Source organism: Microlunatus sagamiharensis (genome assembly GCF_900105785.1).
Lineage (GTDB): Bacteria > Actinomycetota > Actinomycetes > Propionibacteriales > Propionibacteriaceae > Microlunatus > Microlunatus sagamiharensis.
Window position 1 is genome coordinate 2,389,591 of record NZ_LT629799.1, and the last position, 19,533, is coordinate 2,409,123.

Genomic DNA, 19,533 nt, shown 5'->3' on the forward strand with positions numbered 1-19,533 from the left:
CGCAGCACCCACCCGCGCCGACCGGCGCGGGCGGTCCCCGCACGTCCTGAGGAGCTCTTCGTGCAGACCCGTGTCCTCGTCTCCGGCGCCAGCATCGCCGGACCCGCCCTCGCCCACTGGCTCGACCGCTTCGGCTTCGACGTCACCGTCGTGGAGAAGGCCCCGGCCGTGCGTCCCGGCGGCCAGGCCGTCGACTTCAAGGGCGCGGTGCACCGCACCGTCCTCGAGCGCACCGGCATCCTCGACGCCGTCCGCGCCGCCGCCGTCCCGAGCCCCGACGGGGTCGTCGTGGACGCGGCGGGGCGCACGATCGCGACCGTCCCCGGTGCGTTCGGCGGCGGGGAGATCAACGTGCCCCGCGGCGACGTGGCCCGCGTCCTGCACGACCTCACCGCGGAGCGCGTCACGTACGTCTTCGGCGACTCCGTCTCCGCGCTCGATCAGCGCGCCGACGGCGTGCACGTGACCTTCGAGCACGGCGAGCCCCGGACCTACGACCTCGTCGTGGGCGCGGACGGCATCCACTCCAACGTCCGCCGGCTGGCCTTCGGCCCCGAGCCCGACTTCGTCCGTCACCTCGGCTACTCCTACGTCCTCACCGACCTGACGATCGACGGGGCCGACGAGGTCGCGTACAGCGAGCCCGGGCGGACCGTCCTGCTCGGCAGCGGCAAGGCGCCGGCGTTCTTCGTCTTCGCCTCGGATGCCTCCGCGGTAGACCGCGGGGACGTGGAGGCGCAGAAGGCGACGCTCCTCGCGGCCTTCGCGGGCGCGGGCTGGCGGGTGCCCGAGCTGATGGCGCAGGTCCCGGCGGCGGACGAGGTCTACCTCGACGCGATCGCGCGGGTCAGGGCCGACCGCTGGTCGTCGGGACGCGTGGTCCTGCTCGGGGACGCCGCGTGGGGCAACACGCTCGGCGGCTACGGCACCGGTCTCGCGCTGGTCGGCGCGTACGTGCTGGCGGGCGAGCTCGCGCTGGCCGACGGGGACCACGAGCGTGCGCTGGCGCGGTTCGAGGAGAGGTTCCGTGACTACGCGTCGATCTCGGAGAAGGTGAACGCCGGTCGTATCCTCGCCCCGCGCACCCGGTTATGCCTGCGCCTGCGCAACCTGGCCTTCTCGACGATGGCGCTCGCGGCTCCGCTGCTCCGCCTGCTCGAGCGCCCCGCGGCCGACCTCGACCTGCCCGACTACGAGGCCCTGCTCGCCGACCGCGCGCCCGAGCCCACGAACGCCGCCTGAGCCGGCGGCCGGGCTCGACGCCGGTGCGCCGACAGCAGGAACCTCAGACCAGCGCCCGCGCCGGGGGCGCGGTGACCGAGGCGTCGACGTCGGCGCTGCCGGCGGCGAGCTGCCCGCAGGCCCCGTCGATCTCGCGGCCCCGGGTGTCGCGGACCGTCACCGGGACGCCGCGCGCCTGGAGCCGGCGGACGAACTCGTCCTCGTCGCGGCGGCGCGAGGCGGTCCAGCGCGAGCCCGGCGTCGGGTTGAGCGGGATGAGGTTGACGTGCACCCAGCCCCAGCTGCCGCGCCGCTTGAGGACCTTGGCGAGCTGCTCGGCCCGCTGCGGCTGGTCGTTCACGTCGCGGATGAGGATGTACTCGATCGAGACGCGGCGCCGGGTCGTCCGGGCGTACTCCCAGGCGGCGTCGACGACCTCGTCGACGTTCCAGCGGGTGTTGACCGGGACGAGCTCGTCGCGCAGCTCGTCGTCGGGCGCGTGCAGCGAGAGCGCCAGCGTGACCGGGAGGCCCTCCTCGGAGAGCTGGTGGATGCGCGGCACGAGGCCCACCGTCGAGACGGTGATGCCGCGCGCGCTCATGCCCAGGCCGTCCGGCTTCGGCGTGGTCAGCTGGCGCAGCGCGCCGACGACGGCCTTGTAGTTGGCCAGCGGCTCGCCCATGCCCATGAACACGACGTTGCTGACCCGCGGCGCCGCGCCCGGCTCGTCGTCGCCGAAGTGGCCGTGCGCGAGCTTGCGGGCGCCGTCGACGACCTGCTCGACGATCTCGGCGGTGCTCATGTTGCGCTGCAGGCCGCCCTGGCCGGTCGCGCAGAAGGGGCACGCCATGCCGCAGCCGGCCTGGCTCGAGACGCACATGGTGACCCGGTCGGGGTAGCGCATCAGCACGCTCTCGACCAGCGCGCCGTCGTGCAGGCGCCACAGGTTCTTGACCGTGTCGCCGTCGTCGCAGGTCAGCTCGCGCACCGAGGTGAGCAGCGGCGGCATGAACGCCGAGGCGAGCTCGCTGCGCACGCCCGCCGGCAGGTCGGTCCAGGTGTCGGGGTCGCTGCGCAGCCCCTCGAAGTAGTGCGCCGAGATCTGTCGGGCCCGGTACGCCCGGTGGCCCGCCTGCTCGACGGCCGTACGCCGGGCGGCCGGGTCGAGGTCGGCCCAGTGGACCGGCGGCTTGCCCCGACGCGGGGCGGTGAAGACGAGCGGCAGCGACGACTTGTCGGGCGGCTGCACGTACTCCGGGATCTCGACGGTCGCGACCGGCAGGTCGGGGGATCCTGCTGCGCTCACGGTCAGCCTCCAGGGACGAGCACGTACATGATGAGCCAGGCTACCGGGGCCGCCACGAGGAGGCTGTCGAGACGATCCATGACCCCGCCGTGCCCGGGCAGGAACGAGCTCATGTCCTTGATGCCGAGGTCGCGCTTGACCATCGACTCGATGAGGTCGCCGCAGGTGCCGACGGCGACCAGGGCGACGCCGATGAGCACGCCGATCCAGACCGGCACCTTCAGGCCCAGCACGGCCATGGCCACCCCGGACGCGACGCCGAAGACCAGCGAGCCGACCAGGCCCTCCCACGACTTCTTGGGGCTGATCCGGGGTGCCATCGGGTGCTTGCCCAGGAGGACGCCGAAGACGTAGCCGCCGGTGTCGCTCATCACCACCACGAGGATGAAGGTGACCAGCCGCGCTCCCCCGTTCTCGCCGGCGAGCATGAGCGCCGTGAACGAGCCGAGCAGCGGCACGTAGCAGATGATGAAGAGGCTGGCCGCCGCGTCCTTCACGTAGCCGTGCGCCCCGCCGGGCATCCGCCACACCAGCGCGGCGAGCACCGTGAGCGCCAGGGCGCCGAGCAGCACGCTGGTCGTGGAGTAGACGATCGGGCGCTGGATGCCGGCCAGGTAGGAGCCGATGGCGATCGCCACGGTGCCGACCATGATCGGCACGATCGCCGCGTTCATGCCCTGCCGCTTGAGCGCGGCGTGCAGCTCGCGCGAGCCGAGCACCAGGGCGACGGCGACGAGCAGCACGAAGGCCGGCTTGAGAAACAGCAGGCTGAGCACGACGTACGCGCCCAGCCCGACGCCGATGCCGATGGCCTTGGGCAGGTCGCGGCCCGCGCGGCTGGTGTGCGCGGGCGGCGCGAGGGGCTCCGGCGCCGCCGGCGGACCCGGGGGCGGTGCGGCGTCTGAGGTCACGAGCGGTGGGAGGACCGGCTGCTCAGACCTCGAGCAGCTCGGACTCCTTGTGCTTGAGGACCTCGTCGACCTGGTCGACGTACTTCTTGGTCGAGGCGTCCAGCTGCTTCTCGGCGCGGGTCACCTCGTCCTCGCCGACCTCCTTGTCCTTCACCAGCTTGTCCAGGGCGTCCTTGGCGGTGCGACGCGAGCCACGGATGGAGATCCGGGCGTCCTCGGCCTTGGTGCGGGCGAGCTTGATGTACTCCTTGCGCCGCTGCTCGGTGAGCTCGGGCAGGACCAGGCGGATCGAGTTGCCGTCGTTCGACGGGTTGACGCCGAGGTCGGACTGGCGGATGGCCTTCTCGATCGCCGGCAGCGAGGCGCGGTCGTACGGGGTCACCAGGACCATCCGAGCCTCGGGGACCTGGAAGCTCGCGAGCTGCTGCAGGGGGGTGTAGGCCCCGTAGTACTCGGCGGTGATCTTGGCGAACATCGCCGGGTGGGCCCGCCCGGTGCGGATGGCGGCGAACTCCTCCTTGGCGTACTCGACAGCCAGCTCCATGCTGTCGTCGGCGTCGGAGAGGATCTCGGCGGCGGTCACGGAAGGGCTCCTTCGTACGGTCGTGCAGGGGGTGCCGGGCGGGGCCCGGTCTGGTGCGGTCCTGGTCGGGCGGCTGCGGACGTCCGCGGTCCGCGCTCAGCCCGTCCGGGGACGCTCAGGCGTGGACCGTGGTCCCGATCTTCTCACCCGACACGACGGCGACGATGCTGCCGGGGTTGTCGAGGCCGAAGAAGACCATCGCCAGCTTGTTGTCCCGGGCCATGCTGATCGCCGTCGCGTCGGCCACCTTGAGGTCCTTCAGCAGGAAGTCGTCGTAGGTCAGCTCGTCGAACTTGACCGCCGAGGGGTCGCGCTTGGGGTCGGCGGAGTAGACGCCGTCGACACCCTGCTTGCCCATCAGGAGCACGTCCGCGCCCACCTCGAGCGCGCGCTGCGCGGCGACGGTGTCGGTGGAGAAGTAGGGCATCCCGGAGCCGGCGCCGAAGATCACGACGCGGCCCTTCTCCAGGTGCCGCTCGGCCCGGCGCGGGATGTAGGGCTCGGCGATCTGGCCCATGGCGATCGCGGTCTGCACGCGGGTCTGCACGCCCTCCTTCTCCAGGAAGTCCTGGAGGGCGAGGCAGTTCATGACGGTGCCGAGCATGCCCATGTAGTCGGCGCGGTCGCGGTCCATGCCGCCCTGCTGGAGCTCGGCGCCCCGGAAGAAGTTGCCGCCGCCGACGACCACGGCGACCTGCGTGCCCGCCTTGACGACCTCGGCGATCTGGGTGGCGACGCCGTGCACCACGATGGGGTCGACCCCGACGCTGCCGCCGCCGAACACCTCGCCGGAGAGCTTGAGCATCACGCGTGCGTACGGTCCGGTCATCGATGGGCTCCTCGGGGGACGGTGCGGGACGGGTGCTGCTCCGGTCGTGCTGTGCTGCTCCGGTCGTGCGACGTGCCCTGAGCCTCGAGAGGCTCAGGGCACGTCGTCGGCGATCAGGAGCCGGCGGCCTCGAAGCGGACGAACCGCTTGACGGTGACGCCGGCGGCCTCGAGCTGCTTGCCGACCGAGGTCTTGCCGTCGGTGACCGACGGCTGGTCGAGCAGGGCGACGTCCTTGAAGAAGGAGTTCACCCGGCCCTCGACGATCATCGGCAGGGCACGCTCGGGCTTGCCCTCCTCCTTGGCCTGGGCCTCCGCGATGCGCCGCTCGTTCTCGACGAGGTCGGCGGGCACCTCGTCCCGGCTCAGGTAGGTCGGCCGCATGGCCGCGATCTGCATCGCGACCGCACGGGCGGCCGTCTCGTCGGTGCCGTCGTACTCGACGAGCACGCCCACCTGGGGCGGCAGGTCCGAGGCGCGACGGTGCAGGTAGACGACGGTCTTGCCGTCGAAGTACGCCGCGTTGCTCACCTCGAGCTTCTCGCCGATCTTGACCGCGAGGGCCTCGACGGCCTCGCCGACGGTCTGGCCGGACGGCAGCGACGCGGCGTTGGCCGCCTCGACGCCGGTGGCCTGGTTGGCCGCCACGGCCTTGACCGCCTCGCTCGCCAGGTCCTGGAACTCCTGGTTCTTGGCGACGAAGTCGGTCTCGGCCCCGAGCTGGAGCAGCGCCCCGTCCTCGAAGGCGACCAGGCCGTTGGTGGCGGAGCGCTCGGCGCCCCGCTTCGCGGCCTTGGCCTGGCCGTTGACCCGCAGCACCTCGACCGCGGCGTCGTAGTCGCCGTCGGTCTCGGTCAGGGCCTTCTTGCAGTCCATCATCCCGGCGCCCGTGGCGTCGCGGAGCTTCTTCACGTCAGCGGCGGAGATCGCCATTCGTGTCCTCGTCCTCGTCTGTTCGTTCGACCCCGGAGGCCGGGATCAGTGCTGGTCGGTCAGCTGGTGCGTGGTGCCGGCGGCGGCGTCGTAGGTGTTCTCGGCGGGGGCGTCGGCCTGCTGCTCCACGTCGACCTGCGCGTCGGCGGCCTGCTCGGCCTCCACCGCGGCGGGGCCGGGCTGCTCGTCACCGGGCACCGGGGCGGCGTCGGCGGCCGGCTGGGCGTCGGGGACGGACCCGGCGGGCTCCTGCGAGGCGCCCAGGAGCTCGCGCTCCCAGTCGGGCATGGGCTCGACCTCGGCCTCGGCACCGGTCTGCGAGCCGCCGGAGCGGGAGACCAGGCCCTCGGCGACCGCGTCGGCGAGCACGCGGGTCAGCAGCGAGACGGAGCGGATCGCGTCGTCGTTGCCCGGGATGGCGAAGTCGACCTCGTCGGGGTCGCAGTTGGTGTCGAGGATGCCGATGACGGGGATGCGCAGCTTGCGCGCCTCGTCGACGGCGAGGTGCTCCTTCTTCGTGTCGATGATCCAGACCGCCTGCGGGGTCTTGGCCATGTCACGGATGCCGCCGAGGGTCTTCTCGAGCTTGTCCTTCTCGCGGCGCAGCCCGAGGAGCTCCTTCTTCGTCAGGCCGGAGGCCGCGACGTCGTCGAAGTCCATGACCTCGAGCTCCTTGAGGCGCTGGATGCGCTTGGCGATGGTGCCGAAGTTGGTGAGCATGCCGCCCAGCCAGCGGTGGTTCACGTAGGGCATGCCGACGCGGGTCGCCTGCTCGGCGACGGCCTCCTGGGCCTGCTTCTTGGTGCCGATGAAGAGCACCTGGCCGCCGCGGCCGACCGTGTCCTTGACGAACGCGTACGCGCGGTCGATGTAGGTCAGCGACTGCTGCAGGTCGATGATGTAGATGCCGTTGCGCTCGGTGAAGATGAAGCGCTTCATCTTGGGGTTCCAGCGACGGGTCTGGTGCCCGAAGTGGACGCCGCTCTCGAGGAGCTGGCGGGTGGTGACGACGGCCATGGCCGTTCCTCCTCTTGCCGGCGCGCGCGGGCGCCGACGTACGGTTCGTCGAGCACCGAGCGGTTCGGTGCTCCCTGGTGCCCACGCGGGCGCCTGCCCGACGAGGTCGGGACCGTGGCGCCGCCCGGTCGGTGAGGACCGGAGGTGGGCACGCGAAGTCAGGCCCAGGTGGGCCTGCTGGTGCCCAGGGTACCCGTCCGCGAGGGTGCGACCGAATCGTCCTGCAGCGGTCGCGGGGCGTCGCCGTGCCGGTCGTCCACAGCACCGGTGACGGTTCCGTCCGTCGTCCACAGGCGGGTCCCGGCGGGCGGCACGGACGGGCACCTCCGCACCATCCTCCGGGCGTGACGACCACCTCCGCCCGACGCGGCGGCCGACTGCCCGCCCTGCTCGTGGCCGTGCTGCTCGGCGTGCTCGGCGTCCTGGCCACGCCGCTCCCCCGCACCGCGGACGCCGCCCCCGAGCCGGGCGGCACCGCCGGGACCGCGACGGGTGGCTGGCCCCTCGACGGGACGCCGACCGTCACCGAGGGGTTCGACCCGCCGGACGTCGCGTGGGGTCCCGGGCACCGCGGGGTGGACCTCGAGGCGCGACCGGGTCAGCGCGTGCTGGCGCCGGGCGACGGGACGGTGGTCTTCGTCGGCCGGGTCGCCGGCAAGCCCGTCGTGGTGGTCGACCACGGCGGGGTCCGCTCGACGCTCGAGCCCGTCGAGGGCACGGTCCGGGTGGGGACGCGCGTGCACCGCGGCGACGTGGTCGGCCGCGTCGGGCGCGAGGAGCACTGCCAGGACCGCTGCCTGCACTGGGGCCTCAAGCGCGGGTCGACCTACCTGGACCCGCTCGCCCCGCCGGACGGCGCGTTCTCGGCGGGCACGGCCGGGACGCTGCGCCTGGTCCCGTCCTCGCGCCGCGCGGTCGTGGTCGCCGAGGCGCTGGCCCGCGAGGCGGCGCGCAAGGCGGTCGAGTCGGCGGCGCTCGGCTTCGTCGGCGGCCCGGTGGGCGCCGTCGGCGCGGTCGGGCCGCCCGGCAGCCACGGCTTCGTCCGGCCGGTGCCCGGTGCCCTCACCTCGCCGTTCGGACGGCGCTTCCACCCCGTCCTGCACGTGTGGAAGCTCCACGACGGGGCCGACCTCGGCGCCGCCTGCGGCACCCCGATCCGGGCCGCCTACGCCGGCCGTGTGACCCGCCGGGTGTCGAGCGTCGGCTACGGCAACCGGCTGTTCATCGACCACGGCCGGGTCGACGGCCACGAGGTCGTCACCGCGTACAACCACGCGGTCCGCTACGTCGTCTCCCCCGGCGCGCACGTGCGTCGCGGCCAGGTCGTGGGTTACGTCGGGCAGACGGGCTTCGCCACCGGGTGCCACCTGCACCTGATGGTCTGGCTCGACGGCCGCATGGTCGACCCGATGACGTGGCTGTGACGACGGCCGCCCCGGGCCGGGCCGGCGACCGGGTGCGACGCTGCCGCCATGACCCAGGACCCCTTCGCCCTGCCCCAGGACCCGCGCTGGTTCGCGGTCCGCTGCCTGTTCGAGGAGGGCTGGCTTCCCGACGACCGGGAGGAGTCGGTCTACGAGGAGCGCATCACCTTGTGGCGCGCCACCTCCGTCGAGGAGGCGGTGGCCCGGGCCGAGGCCGAGGCGCGGACGTACGCGGCGGCCATCCCGGACGCGCCCGACCGCTACCTCGGCCTGGCGCAGGCCTTCGCGCTGTCCGACGGCCCGGCCGACGGGGCGGAGGTCTTCTCGCTCCTGCGCGGGAGCACGCTGCCGGCCGAGGCCTACCTCGACGCGTTCTTCGACACCGGCTCGGAGAGGCTGCGCACGCTCTGACCGGCTCAGGCGCGCGGGTGGGCCTGGAGGTAGGCCGAGCGCAGGCGCTCGTCGGTGACGTGGGTGTAGATCTGCGTCGTCGCCAGGGAGGCGTGGCCGAGCATCTCCTGCACGCTGCGCAGGTCGGCGCCGCCCTCGAGCAGGTGGGTCGCCATGGCGTGGCGCAGGCCGTGGGGCCCGAGGTCCGGGGCGCCGTCGACCGTCCGCAGGGCGCGGTGGACGATCCGCCGGACCACGCGCGGGTCGAGGCGGCCCCCGCGCTCGCCGACGAAGGTCGCCGCTCCGCTCGCCGCAGTGGCCAGGGCGGGACGGCCGCGGGCCAGCCAGGACTCCAGCGCGTCGAGGGCGGGCACGCCGAGCGGGACGGAACGTTCCTTGGCCCCCTTGCCGAAGACCCGCAGCACCCGTCGGTCGCGGTCGAGGTCGCCGAGGTCCAGCCCGCAGAGCTCGGCGACGCGCACGCCCGTGGCGTAGAGCACCTCGAGCAGCGCGACGTCGCGCAGCCCCACCGGTCCCCCGTCCTCGCGGGCGATCGCGATGGCGTCCTCCAGCAGCTGCTGTGCCTCGGCCTGGCTGAGCGTCTCGGGCAGGCGCCGGTGCGGGCGGGGCGAGCGCAGCGCGGCCGAGGGGTCGGTGGGCAGCCGGTGCGTCTGCTCGGCCCAGCGGAAGAAGCCGTGCACGGCGGCCGAGCGCCGCTGCATCGTGGTGCGGGCCCGGCCCGCGGCCTGCTCGGCGGCGAGCCAGCCCCGCAGGTCGCGCAGGTCGGCGTCGGCGAGGTCGTCGACGCCGTGCTCGTGCAGGTGGACGAGCAGGCCCAGCAGGTCGGTGCGGTAGGCGCGCAGCGTGTGCGGGGAGAGCCCGCGCCGCAGCCGGAGGTCGCGCAGGTAGTCCTCCAGCGGTCCAGCGAGCGCGTCGGGCAGCGGTGCGCGGTCGTCAGCGCCAACGCCGGCCCTGGTGCCGGCGGCCGCCGCCGCCTCCTCGACCCTCGCTCCCATCCGGTCACTGTGCGTGCCTGCGGGGGCCTGGGCAAGGCGCCACCCCGCAGCCGGCGGGCGCGGACCTGCCCGACAGGCGGTCGGCGCACCGCCGCCGGCCTGGCCGGGTTCGCTAACCTGCCCGCCGTGACCGACGACGACCTGACGGTCGGGGGCCGCGTGCTCCCGATCACCCGCTGGGGCACCCCGGTGATGCACGCGAAGACCCGCCCGGTGGAGACCTTCGACGACGAGCTGCGCACCCTCGTGCGCGACATGTTCGCCACGATGGAGGCGGCCTCGGGTGTCGGGCTCGCGGCGACGCAGGTCGGCCTCGACCTCGCGGTGTTCGTCTACGACTGCCCCGACGAGGCCGAGGTCCGCCATGTCGGCGTCGTCTGCAACCCGGTCGTCGAGCTGCCCGAGGGCAAGGACCGCAACCTCGACGCGATCGACGAGGGCTGCCTGTCCTTCCCCGGCGGCTACCAGGAGCTCGCGCGGCCCGACCACGCGATCTGCCGGGGCCAGGACGTCGACGGCAACCCGGTCGAGATCCACGGCGACGGCCTGCTCGCCCGCTGCCTGCAGCACGAGACCGACCACCTGAACGGCATCGTCTTCGGCGACCGGCTGTCGGCCCGCGGCCGCAAGAAGCTCCGCCAGCAGCACGACGACCTCGCCGAGCGATACCCCGACGACTGGCCCGTCTCCCCCCGCCGCGGCCCCGCGCCGGAGGCCGAGGAGGACGAGCTCTGACCTCACCCGTCCGGCGACGGCGTCAGGCCGAGGGCGCCAGGGCGTAGCAGGCGATCGCCGCCGCGGCCGCGACGTTGAGCGAGTCGACGCCGGCGCGCATGGGGATGCGCGCGCGCACGGTGGCCGTCGAGGACCAGTGCGCGGACAGACCCGCACCCTCGGTGCCGAGCAGCACCGCGACCCGGTCGTCGTCGCCGAACCGGCCGGCGACCTCGCCCAGGTCGACGCTGTCGTCGGCCAGCGTGAGGGCCACGGTCGTCACGCCCGCCTCGGCCAGCAGCGCGGGCGCGTCGCGCCAGCTCGGGAGCCGGGTCCAGGGCAGGGCGAAGACCGCGCCCATGCTCACCTTGACCGCCCGGCGGTAGAGCGGGTCGGCGCACCGCGGCGAGAGCAGCGCCCCGTCCCAGCCGAGCCCGGCGGCGCTGCGCAGCACGGCCCCGACGTTCGCGTGGTCCACGACGTCCTCGAGCACCACGAGCCGCCGCAGCCCGAGCAGGGCGTCCACGCCCGGCAGGTCGGCGCGGTGGAACGAGGCCAGCGCGCCGCGGTGGACGTGGAAGCCGGTGACCTGCTCGGCCACGGCCTCGTCGACGACGTAGACGGGGACGTCCGGCCAGCGGGACAGCACGTCGTCGAGCCCGGCGAGCCAGCGTGGCGCCAGCAGGAACGAGCGCGGCACGTGCCCGGCCTCGGCCGCGCGGCGGATGACCTTCTCGCCCTCGGCGATGAACAGCCCCCGCTCGGACTCCAGGCTGCGCCGCAGCGACGACTCCCGCAGGCGTACGTAGTCCCCGAGCCGCGGGTCGTCAGCGTCCTGCACCGTCTCCCGCACGCGCCCATCCTGCCGTGCGTCCTACGCCCGAGGAGTCGTACGCCAGCCCCACCATCCGCCGAGAGGTAGGTTGCCGCGCCAATTTCGACCCTGAAGGCGCGGCAACCTACCGCTCGGCGGGGTTCGAGGAGGGTCGAGGGGGACCGACGGCCCGCGCCCTAGGCTGACGTCGTGCCCGCCCCCACCCTCGGAACCCTCCCCTGGCGCCCCGCGCTCGAGCATCTCGACCTCCTGGCCGCGCCGACGGCCGCGGCGCTCGGTTCGGCGGACGCGAGCTGGGCGGCGGACGTCCACGCCGCCGCCATCGACGAGGACCTCGCCGACACCGCGGCGTTCTGCGAGGCGTACGAGGTGCCGCTCGCGGCGTCCGCCAACTGCGTGGTCGTCGCCGGGCGCCGGGGCGAGTCGACGACCCTCGCGGCCTGCCTGGTCCTGGCCACCGACCGCGCCGACGTCAACAAGGCGGTGCGTCACCAGCTGGGCGTCCGCAAGATCTCCTTCGCGCCGATGGACGAGGCGGTGGAGCGCACGGGCATGGCGTACGGCGGGATCACCCCGGTCGGGCTGCCCGGCGAGTGGCCGGTCCTCGTGGACGAGGCCGTGCTCGAGCAGCCCTGGGTCGTGGTCGGCAGCGGGACCCGCGGCAGCAAGCTGCTGCTGCCCGGCACCCACCTCGCCGACCTGACCGGCGCCCACGTGATGCTGCTGCGCCAGGTCGGCTGAACCCCCGCCTGCGGGACCGGCCTCAGCGCAGCAGGTTGACGATCGCCGCCACGCCGACGGCGACGATGACGACGCGGTAGACGGTCGGCGGCAATCGGCGACCCACCCTCGCGCCGAGCTGCGCGCCGAGCACGGCGCCGACCCCGATCGCGACGGCCACGGGCCAGTCGACGTCGCTGACGATGATGAAGACGATCCCGGCGACGCCGTTCACGAGCATCGCCAGCACGTTCTTGAGGGCGTTGATGCGCGGCAGGGGCTCGTCGAGCCCGATGCCGAGGATGCCGATCAGCAGCACGCCCTGCGCGGCGCCGAAGTAGCCGCCGTAGACACCGGTCCCGAGCACGCCGGCCCCGAGGGCGACGGCCCCGCCGCGTCGCAGCTCGCCGCTGCCCACGCCGGCCCGCTCACGCCGGGCCGCGACCCGCCGCGAGAGCGCCGGCTGCAGGAGGACGAGCACGCAGCCGATGGCGATCAGCACCGGGACGATCGCCGCGAAGGCCGAGGCCGGCAGCAGCAGGAGCAGGACCGCGCCGATGATGCCGCCGGCGAGCGACAGGGGCCCGAGCCGCAGGATCCGCGACCGCTGGCCCCTGAGCTCCGGGCGCATGGCCCACGCCCCGGCGAAGGAACCGGGCGCGAGGCCGATCGTGTTCGACACGTTGGCCACCACCGGCGGCACACCCAGGGCCAGCAGCACCGGGAACGTGATGAGGGTGCCCGAGCCGACCACCGTGTTGATGAAGCCGGCCCAGACACCCGCCAGGCCAACCAGGAGGAGGTCGACCCAGGTCACCGCTGCACGTTAGCGGGCTTCCTCCACCGGCTCGGGCTCGGCGGACGGCGTGGACGACGGCTGCGCCGCGGGGGCGTCGGCGGTGCCGTCGCGCTGCTCCGAGCCGTCGGTCACCGCCTGGATCTTGTCGCCCGCCGACACCGGCTGCGAGAGCCGTACGTTCGGGCGCTCGAGCTGCTGCGCCGCCGCGATGGCCTCCTCGACGGTGCGGCGCGAGGCCTCCTCGTCGTCGCGCGACTGCTGGTCGATCTCGGCCTGCACGTCGATCTTCGGCGGGGCCGTGAACTGCCCGGACGCCGCCGGGATGCCGTTCGAGGCCGGCGCCGCGGACTGGCCGCCGACGGCCTGCCCGACGATCCCGCCGAGGCCCTTGAGGGCGTCGTTCAGCTCGCTGGGCACGATCCACATCTTGTTGGCGTCGCCCTTGGCCAGCGCCGGCAGCATCTGCAGGTACTGGTACGCGAGCAGCGCCTGGTCGGGCTGGCCGGCGTGGATGGCGTTGAACACCGTCCCGATGGCCTGCGCCTCGCCCTCGGCGCGCAGCATCTGCGCCTGGCGGTCGGCCTGCGCGCGGAGCACAGCGGCCTCGCGGTCACCCTGCGCCCGCAGGATGGCCGACTCCTTCTCACCGCCGGCCGAGAGGATGCTCGACTGGCGCTGGCCCTCGGCGATGAGGATGGCGGCCCGCTTGTCGCGCTCGGCGCGGGCACCCTTCTCCATCGCGTCGCGGATCGTGGGCGGCGGGTCGATGGCCCGCAGCTCGACGCGGTTGACCTTGATCCCCCACTTGCCGGTCGCCTCGTCGAGGACGACGCGCAGCTTCTGGTTGATCTCCTCGCGGCTGGTCAGGGTCTGCTCGAGGTCGAGGCCACCGATGATGTTGCGCAGCGTGGTCTGGGTGAGCTGCTCGATCGCCTTGACGTAGTCCTGCGCCTCGTACGCGGCGCGGACCGGGTCGATGATCTGGAAGTAGATGACCGAGTCGATGCCGACCATCAGGTTGTCCTCGGTGATCACGCCCTGCGGCGGGAACGGGACGACCTGCTCGCGCATGTCGAGGTTGAGCCGGACCTTGTCCAGCACGGGGATGAGCAGGTGCGGGCCGGGCTCGAGCGTCCGGTTGAAGCGGCCGAGGCGCTCCACCATCCCGACGCGCTGCTGGCGGATGACCCGCACGGAGCTGGCCAGGATGAAGATCACCGCGAAGGCGACGACCAGGGCGATGATGAGTGACGACGGGTCCATCGTTCCCTCCAGGGGGATTGGTCCGGCACCCCAGTGTGCCTCGCCGTACCGCGGAGCGGCCTACGACCCCGTCACACCGGCCCCACAGGACCCAGCCCGACGACACCCGCCATGGGCGCCCGTGACGAGCGTCAGGGCAGCTCGCCGTACTTGGGGTAGACGACCGCGATCGCGCCGTCGATCTCGTAGACCTCGATCTCGGTGCCCTGCTCGATGACCACGTCGGAGGCGTACGTCCGCGCCGACCAGGTCTGCCCGTCGACCTTGATCTCGCCGCTGCCGCGGTCGATCTGCGAGGTGGCCATGCCGCTGCTGCCGACCATCTTGTCGGTCGAGGAGCGGTAGCCGGGCATGGCGCGCACCGTCGCCAGCACGCTGGGCCGCAGGAAGATCAGCATCCCCGCGCTGACGCCGGCGCCGACCAGGATCTGCAGCACCCACAGGTCGGGCGCGACCGCGGCGGTGCCGGCCGCGGCCAGGGCGCCGACGGCGAGCATGATCAGCACGAGGTCGAGCGACACCACCTCGGCGACGGCGAGGACAAGCGCGAGCGCCAGCCAGAGGGCCCAGGCGTGCTCGCCGAGCCAGTCGGTCAGATTCATGGTCCACCTCCTCCGGCCAACGGGCCAGTACGCCCATGGTGCCAGGCGGAGCCTGACGGGCGGGGGCTCAGCGCGCCTGGGCCGACCAGCGGCCGGCGCGCGAGGTGAGCTCGACCTCGAGGTCGAAGGTCTCCCCCAGCCGCTGCGCCGTCAGCGTCTCCTCGATCGGACCCGCGGCCACGACCCGGCCGTGCTTGAGCAGCAGCACGTGGGTGACGCCGACCGGGATCTCCTCGACGTGGTGCGTGACGAGGACCGAGGCCGGCGCGTACGGGTCGGAGGCCAGCTCGCCGAGCGTGCGCAGCAGCGTCTCGCGCCCGGTGAGGTCGAGGCCGGCGGACGGCTCGTCGAGCAGCAGCAGCTCGGGGTCGGTCATCAGCGCCCGCGCGATCTGCACGCGCTTGCGCTCGCCCTCGCTCAGCGTGCCGAAGGTCCGGTCCGCGAGCCCGGCGATCGCCAGCGACTCCAGGAGCTCGTCGGCGCGCTCGTGGTCGAGGTCGTCGTAGGACTCGCGCCAGCGCCCGAGCACGGCGTACGAGGCGGAGACGACGACGTCGTGCACGCGCTCGGAGCGCGGGATGCGCTCGGCCAGAGCGGCGGAGGTGAGGCCGATGCGCGGGCGCAGCTCGAAGACGTCGACGGTGCCGAGCACCTCGTCGAGGAGCCCGACGACCCCGGTCGAGGGGTGGATCTGCGCCGCGAGCAGCTGCAGCAGCGTCGTCTTGCCGGCCCCGTTGGGGCCGAGGACGACCCACCGGTCGCTCTCGTCCACGGTCCATGTCACGTCGTCGAGCAGGGTCGCTGAGCCCCGGACGACGCCCACCCCGGCGAGATCGACGACTGCAGCCACGCGGCGACCCTACCGGTCCCGCACGGCCCGTCCGGGACTCCGGTCCGCGTGCCCGCCCGGACGTACGGTGTCTGCCGTGGAAGCCCCCCTGCCGGCGAGCGAACGCCTCTCGCTGCGGCTGGTCGTCAACCTGAACGCGGTCCTGCACGGCCGCCTCGCCGCCGAGCGGGCGGCGGCGGAGGTGATCGGCGACGACGTCGCCCACCACCTCGTCGACCCCGACGGCCTGCTCGGGCTGGACCCCCTCACCGCGACCGAGCTCGACGACGGCTTCGCCGCGCTGGTGGCCGCTGAGCCGGAGCGCTGGCTGCTCGCCCTGCCGGTGCCCGGGGCCCTCGCCCCGCTGCGCGGCCCGGTCGCCCTGAACACCGCCGCTCTCGCGGCGGGCGAGGCCGCCGTCGCCGAGGGCGGCAGCGTCGCGCTCGTGCCCCACCGGGTCGGGCAGGCCGTGCAGTGGCGGGTCCACGCGGCCGCACGCCCCTTCGCCCCGCCCACCCTCTACGAGGCCGAGCGGGAGCTCAGCGAGGCGGTCCTGCGGGCCGCGACCACGCTGACCCACCTCGACGTCGCCTCCGGGACCCGGCCCCGCGACCGCGGCACGGCCCTCGCGCCCGGCTACCCGCCGCGCGCCCGCCTCGCCGCGGACCGTGCCGCGCGTCTGCTGGCCGCCTGCGACGAGGCGCTCGCCACCGACGGGGCCGCGATCACGCTGCACGAGGCCGAGGTCCGCTCCCGCGAGCTGCGGGTGGTCCGCACCGCCGCCGGCCAGGCCCTCTGCGCGGCCGCCGGCTGGCCGGAGGCCTGAGGCCCGCACCTCTCGTCGGGGCCGTCGACGCGCCCGAGCATGGGCGCGCGATGATGGGTTCAGGACGCACACCGCTCGGGGCGGACGGAGGCGTCGACCGTGACGAAGGCCGACCTGAAGCGCGAGATCACCACCTACGCGGCACCGCGCGGCCGCTTCCAGCTGGTCGTGGTCGCACCGGCCCGCTACCTGGCCCTCGACGGCCGCGGGGACCCGAACTCGGCGCCCGCCTACCGCGACGCGCTGGCGACTCTCTACCCGGTGGCGTACCGGCTCAAGCTCGCGAGCAAGACGGTCCTCGACCGCGACTACGGCGTGATGCCGCTCGAGGCGCTGTGGTGGGCCGACGACCTGGACACCTTCACCAGCGCCCGCGACAAGTCGCGCTGGCACTGGCGCCTGCTCAACCTCGTGCCCGCCTGGCTCACCGCCGTCCACGTGGCCGCGGCGCAGGACGTCGTCGCCCGCACCGGGCACGCCCCCGCGATCGCCGACCTGCGCCTCGAACCCCTCGACGAGGGCCTGGTCGTGCAGACGCTGCACGTCGGGCCGTACGACGAGGAGGGCCCGGTGCTCGCGGCGATGCACGAGCACGTGACGGCCGAGGGCTACGCCCTGACCGGCCGGCACCACGAGGTCTACCTCAGCGACCCCCGCCGCACCGCGCCCGCCCGGCTCCGGACGATCCTCCGCCAGCCCGTGACAAGGGGCTGACGACGGCTAGGAGCCGGTGGAGTGGAGCCCGCCGTCGACGTGGACCATCTCGCCCGTCGTCGCCGGGAAGAAGTCGCTGAGCAGCGCCACGACCGCCTTGGCCGTGGGCTCGGGGTCGCGCGGGTCCCAGCCGAGCGGCGCGCGGCTGCCCCAGACCGTGTTGAACTCGTCGGCCCCGCCGATCGCCTTCTTGGCCAGCGTCTCCAGCGGGCCGGCCGCGACCAGGTTCACCCGCACGCCCTCGGGTCCGAGGTAGCGGGCGAGGTAGCGGCTGGTGCTCTCCAGCGCCGACTTCGAGACGCCCATCCAGTCGTATACCGGCCACGACACGGTCGCGTCGAAGGTGAGGCCGACGACCGAGGCCGGGTTGGCCAGGACCGGCTTGCAGGCCATGGTCAACGAGGTCAGCGAGTAGGCCGAGACCTGGAGCGCCTTCGAGACGTCGTCCCACGGCGTGCTGAGGAACTTGCCGCCGAGCGCGGTCTCCGGGTTCGCGTACGCGAGCGAGTGCACGAGCCCGTCGAGGGAGTCGGTGTGCTCACGCAGCTGGTCGGCGAGACCGCCCAGATGCTCCTCGTTCGTCACGTCGACCTCGAGCAGCACCGGCTCGGTCGGGAGCTTCTTGATCACCCGTCGGGTGAGGCTCATCGCCCGCCCGAAGTTCGACACGACCACCGTCGCGCCCTGCTCCTGGGCGATCTTCGCCACCGAGAACGCGATCGAGGTGTCGAGGGTGACGCCAGCCACCAGGACCGTCTTGCCGTCGAGGATGCCCACCCCCCGATCCTGCCCTAACCGGCACCGGACGACGAAGCCCGCTCACGCCCTACCTCCGCACCCGCGCAGGAAGGCACCTGGAAGGAAGCCGCACCAAGAGGGGCACGATCGGCACCGAGCACGCGCACCGACCGCACGGCAAGGAGGGGTCGTCCACACCTGCGGCGGGCGTGGATGGGTCTGGCGGGAGCCCGGGCGCTGCCGTCCGGTACCCGCACGGGCACGTGACGACGCCCGGGCGGATGGTTGCCCGCCGCAGGTGTGGACGACCCCGACGGAGCGGGACGCCACCCCTCGGGCTCGAGACCCAGCAGATCAGTGACCCATCCCCAGACCCCCGTCGACGGGGATCACCGCCCCGCTCACGTACGCGCCACCCGGGCCGGCGAGGAAGGTGACGGCCGCGGCGACGTCGTCGCTGGTGCCCATGCGGCCCAGCGGGATCTGCGCCTGGTAGCCGGCGACGGTCTTCTCGTCGAGGTCGGCGGTCATGTCGGTCTCGATGAAGCCGGGGGCGACGACGTTCGCGGTGATGCCGCGCCCGCCGAGCTCGCGGGCGAGCGAGCGGGCCATGCCGACCAGGCCGGCCTTGGACGTCGCGTAGTTGACCTGCCCGGCGCTGCCGAGCTGGCCCACGACCGAGGAGATCAGGACGATGCGGCCCGAACGGGCGCGGACCATGCCGCGCGCGGCGCGCTTCACGACGTGGAAGGTGCCGGTCAGGTTGGTCTCGAGGACCGTGTCCCAGTCCTCCTCGCTCATCCGCATGATCAGCGTGTCGCGGGTGACGCCGGCGTTGGCGACGAGCACCTCGACCGGACCGAGCTCCGCCTCGACGGCCTTGTACGCCGCGTCGACCTGCTCGACGTCGGTGACGTCGGCCCGCACGCCGAGCACGCCCGCCGGGACGTCGCCGCTGCGGTGGGTGCCGGCGACGCGGAAGCCGTCGGCGGCGAGGCGCTGGGCGATCACGCGGCCGATGCCGCGGTTGGCGCCGGTCACCAGGGCGACGCGGCCGCCGCCGGGGCCGGGAACCGCGCCCGTCGGCCCACCGTTGGACTGGGTGTCGGCCCCTCCGGGCCCTGCGGTCGTCTCAGGCGTCTCGGTCACCACCCGAACGTTAGCGAGGCACGCCCGGCAACCTCCTGCCGCCGGGGCGAAACCGCGCGCGCCCCCGGGACGTAATGTCTGGTTATGGCGATCCCCTCGGGTGCGAACATCACCGACGCTCGCGCCGGGAGCAGCGTCGACATGACGCAGCGGATCCGCCGCTACACGATCACGATGGCCTTCCGGACGGTCTGCTTCCTGGTCGCGGTGATCTTTGCGCACGGCTGGCTGCAGTGGACGCTCTTCGCCGGGGCCGTGTTCCTGCCCTACATGGCCGTGCTGCTGGCCAACCAGAGCAACATGAAGGGCCAGAAGCACGTGGTGCGCCGAGGCGCCCCCGAGGACGCCAAGCAGCTGACGGTGATGCCGGCGTCGGAGTACGTCGAGGGTGAGGTCGTCGTCGACGAGGCCGGCGGGGTGCACGAGCCGGTCGCCGACCGCCGTCGCTACTGGGCGGCCTGAGCATGCCGGTCCCCGGCCAGGGCACCGACGGCGTCGACGAGCTCGGCGAGCTGGTCTGCTCCGCGCGCGGGTGCAGCCGGCCCGCGACGACGGACCTGCGCTGGAACAACGTCAAGATCCACACGCCGGAGCGGCGCAAGCACTGGCTGGCGTGCGACGAGCACACCGACTCGCTGAGCCGCTTCCTCTCGGCGCGCTCGATGCTCCGCGAGGTCGTCCCGCTCGGGGACCCTCCCGCCGAGGGCTGAGCCCG

General features: G+C 73.7%; 23 protein-coding genes. 9 read left to right on the forward strand and 14 right to left on the reverse strand.

Features of this window, described 5'->3' with window-relative positions:
* Positions 1 to 60 precede the first annotated feature (60 nt).
* Positions 61 to 1,242, forward strand: a complete 1,182-nt coding sequence (locus BLU42_RS10855) for an FAD-dependent monooxygenase (protein WP_091074443.1) — start codon at positions 61 to 63, stop codon at positions 1,240 to 1,242.
* Between the two features lie 43 nt (positions 1,243 to 1,285).
* Here the strand turns inward: BLU42_RS10855 and rlmN are convergent, their stop codons facing one another.
* The 6 genes from rlmN to rpsB all read right to left on the reverse strand — a co-directional run bounded on the left by rlmN (position 1,286) and on the right by rpsB (position 6,799).
* Positions 1,286 to 2,470, reverse strand: coding sequence for a 23S rRNA (adenine(2503)-C(2))-methyltransferase RlmN (gene rlmN / locus BLU42_RS10860; protein WP_091080164.1), 1,185 nt, complete (start codon positions 2,468 to 2,470; stop codon positions 1,286 to 1,288).
* 59 nt (positions 2,471 to 2,529) lie between these two features.
* Entirely contained in the window at positions 2,530 to 3,438 is a 909-nt protein-coding gene (locus BLU42_RS10865) for a phosphatidate cytidylyltransferase (RefSeq protein WP_091074444.1), read from the reverse strand.
* A 22-nt stretch (positions 3,439 to 3,460) separates the two neighbouring features.
* Positions 3,461 to 3,982: a ribosome recycling factor gene (frr, locus tag BLU42_RS10870; RefSeq protein WP_197680800.1), complete on the reverse strand. Its 522-nt coding sequence runs from the start codon at positions 3,980 to 3,982 to the stop codon at positions 3,461 to 3,463.
* Positions 3,983 to 4,136: 154 nt separating this feature from the next.
* Positions 4,137 to 4,850, reverse strand: coding sequence for a UMP kinase (pyrH, locus tag BLU42_RS10875; protein ID WP_091074446.1), 714 nt, complete (start codon positions 4,848 to 4,850; stop codon positions 4,137 to 4,139).
* 113 nt (positions 4,851 to 4,963) lie between these two features.
* Positions 4,964 to 5,782 (reverse strand): translation elongation factor Ts, encoded by an 819-nt coding sequence (gene tsf / locus BLU42_RS10880; protein ID WP_091074447.1) that lies wholly within the window; start codon positions 5,780 to 5,782, stop codon positions 4,964 to 4,966.
* Positions 5,783 to 5,827: 45 nt separating this feature from the next.
* The gene (gene rpsB / locus BLU42_RS10885; RefSeq protein ID WP_091074448.1) at positions 5,828 to 6,799 is read right to left on the reverse strand and encodes a 30S ribosomal protein S2; all 972 of its coding nucleotides are present in this window, start codon (positions 6,797 to 6,799) and stop codon (positions 5,828 to 5,830) included.
* 344 nt (positions 6,800 to 7,143) lie between these two features.
* On the opposite strand from rpsB, the gene BLU42_RS20615 reads away from it, so the two are divergent.
* Positions 7,144 to 8,223 (forward strand): peptidoglycan DD-metalloendopeptidase family protein, encoded by a 1,080-nt coding sequence (locus tag BLU42_RS20615; RefSeq protein WP_157719933.1) that lies wholly within the window; start codon positions 7,144 to 7,146, stop codon positions 8,221 to 8,223.
* Positions 8,224 to 8,271: 48 nt separating this feature from the next.
* The gene (locus BLU42_RS10895) at positions 8,272 to 8,634 is read left to right on the forward strand and encodes a hypothetical protein (RefSeq protein ID WP_091074449.1); all 363 of its coding nucleotides are present in this window, start codon (positions 8,272 to 8,274) and stop codon (positions 8,632 to 8,634) included.
* A 5-nt stretch (positions 8,635 to 8,639) separates the two neighbouring features.
* Here the strand turns inward: BLU42_RS10895 and BLU42_RS10900 are convergent, their stop codons facing one another.
* Entirely contained in the window at positions 8,640 to 9,629 is a 990-nt protein-coding gene (locus tag BLU42_RS10900) for a tyrosine recombinase XerC (protein WP_091074450.1), read from the reverse strand.
* Positions 9,630 to 9,755: 126 nt separating this feature from the next.
* On the opposite strand from BLU42_RS10900, the gene def reads away from it, so the two are divergent.
* Positions 9,756 to 10,364 (forward strand): peptide deformylase, encoded by a 609-nt coding sequence (gene def / locus BLU42_RS10905; RefSeq protein ID WP_091074451.1) that lies wholly within the window; start codon positions 9,756 to 9,758, stop codon positions 10,362 to 10,364.
* A gap of 22 nt (positions 10,365 to 10,386) precedes the next feature.
* On the opposite strand, the gene BLU42_RS10910 is transcribed toward def, so the two are convergent.
* On the reverse strand, positions 10,387 to 11,196 hold the full coding sequence (locus tag BLU42_RS10910; RefSeq protein WP_091074452.1) for a TrmH family RNA methyltransferase: 810 nt from the start codon (positions 11,194 to 11,196) through the stop codon (positions 10,387 to 10,389).
* A gap of 171 nt (positions 11,197 to 11,367) precedes the next feature.
* On the opposite strand from BLU42_RS10910, the gene BLU42_RS10915 reads away from it, so the two are divergent.
* A complete protein-coding gene (locus tag BLU42_RS10915; protein ID WP_091074453.1) occupies positions 11,368 to 11,919 on the forward strand; it encodes a YbaK/EbsC family protein in 552 nt (183 codons plus the stop codon).
* A gap of 22 nt (positions 11,920 to 11,941) precedes the next feature.
* On the opposite strand, the gene BLU42_RS10920 is transcribed toward BLU42_RS10915, so the two are convergent.
* The 4 genes from BLU42_RS10920 to BLU42_RS10935 form a co-directional block, all read right to left on the reverse strand.
* Positions 11,942 to 12,715, reverse strand: coding sequence for a sulfite exporter TauE/SafE family protein (locus BLU42_RS10920; protein WP_091074454.1), 774 nt, complete (start codon positions 12,713 to 12,715; stop codon positions 11,942 to 11,944).
* Between the two features lie 9 nt (positions 12,716 to 12,724).
* Positions 12,725 to 13,960: an SPFH domain-containing protein gene (locus tag BLU42_RS10925; RefSeq protein WP_091074455.1), complete on the reverse strand. Its 1,236-nt coding sequence runs from the start codon at positions 13,958 to 13,960 to the stop codon at positions 12,725 to 12,727.
* 131 nt (positions 13,961 to 14,091) lie between these two features.
* On the reverse strand, positions 14,092 to 14,562 hold the full coding sequence (locus BLU42_RS10930) for an NfeD family protein (RefSeq protein ID WP_091074456.1): 471 nt from the start codon (positions 14,560 to 14,562) through the stop codon (positions 14,092 to 14,094).
* 67 nt (positions 14,563 to 14,629) lie between these two features.
* Positions 14,630 to 15,412: an ABC transporter ATP-binding protein gene (locus BLU42_RS10935; protein ID WP_091074457.1), complete on the reverse strand. Its 783-nt coding sequence runs from the start codon at positions 15,410 to 15,412 to the stop codon at positions 14,630 to 14,632.
* A gap of 76 nt (positions 15,413 to 15,488) precedes the next feature.
* Between BLU42_RS10935 and BLU42_RS10940 the strand changes: the two genes are divergently transcribed.
* Both BLU42_RS10940 and BLU42_RS10945 read left to right on the forward strand, forming a co-directional pair.
* On the forward strand, positions 15,489 to 16,217 hold the full coding sequence (locus tag BLU42_RS10940) for a hypothetical protein (protein WP_091074458.1): 729 nt from the start codon (positions 15,489 to 15,491) through the stop codon (positions 16,215 to 16,217).
* A 99-nt stretch (positions 16,218 to 16,316) separates the two neighbouring features.
* On the forward strand, positions 16,317 to 16,931 hold the full coding sequence (locus BLU42_RS10945) for a GyrI-like domain-containing protein (protein WP_091074459.1): 615 nt from the start codon (positions 16,317 to 16,319) through the stop codon (positions 16,929 to 16,931).
* Positions 16,932 to 16,937: 6 nt separating this feature from the next.
* Here the strand turns inward: BLU42_RS10945 and fabI are convergent, their stop codons facing one another.
* Together fabI and BLU42_RS10955 are read right to left on the reverse strand one after the other, a co-directional pair.
* Positions 16,938 to 17,708, reverse strand: a complete 771-nt coding sequence (gene fabI, locus BLU42_RS10950; protein ID WP_091074460.1) for an enoyl-ACP reductase FabI — start codon at positions 17,706 to 17,708, stop codon at positions 16,938 to 16,940.
* A 315-nt stretch (positions 17,709 to 18,023) separates the two neighbouring features.
* Entirely contained in the window at positions 18,024 to 18,713 is a 690-nt protein-coding gene (locus tag BLU42_RS10955; RefSeq protein ID WP_197680801.1) for a beta-ketoacyl-ACP reductase, read from the reverse strand.
* Between the two features lie 189 nt (positions 18,714 to 18,902).
* On the opposite strand from BLU42_RS10955, the gene BLU42_RS10960 reads away from it, so the two are divergent.
* Both BLU42_RS10960 and BLU42_RS10965 read left to right on the forward strand, forming a co-directional pair.
* Entirely contained in the window at positions 18,903 to 19,280 is a 378-nt protein-coding gene (locus BLU42_RS10960; RefSeq protein ID WP_091074461.1) for a DUF3099 domain-containing protein, read from the forward strand.
* Positions 19,281 to 19,282: 2 nt separating this feature from the next.
* Positions 19,283 to 19,528: an acetone carboxylase gene (locus BLU42_RS10965; RefSeq protein WP_091074462.1), complete on the forward strand. Its 246-nt coding sequence runs from the start codon at positions 19,283 to 19,285 to the stop codon at positions 19,526 to 19,528.
* The last annotated feature ends 5 nt before the right edge of the window (positions 19,529 to 19,533 follow it).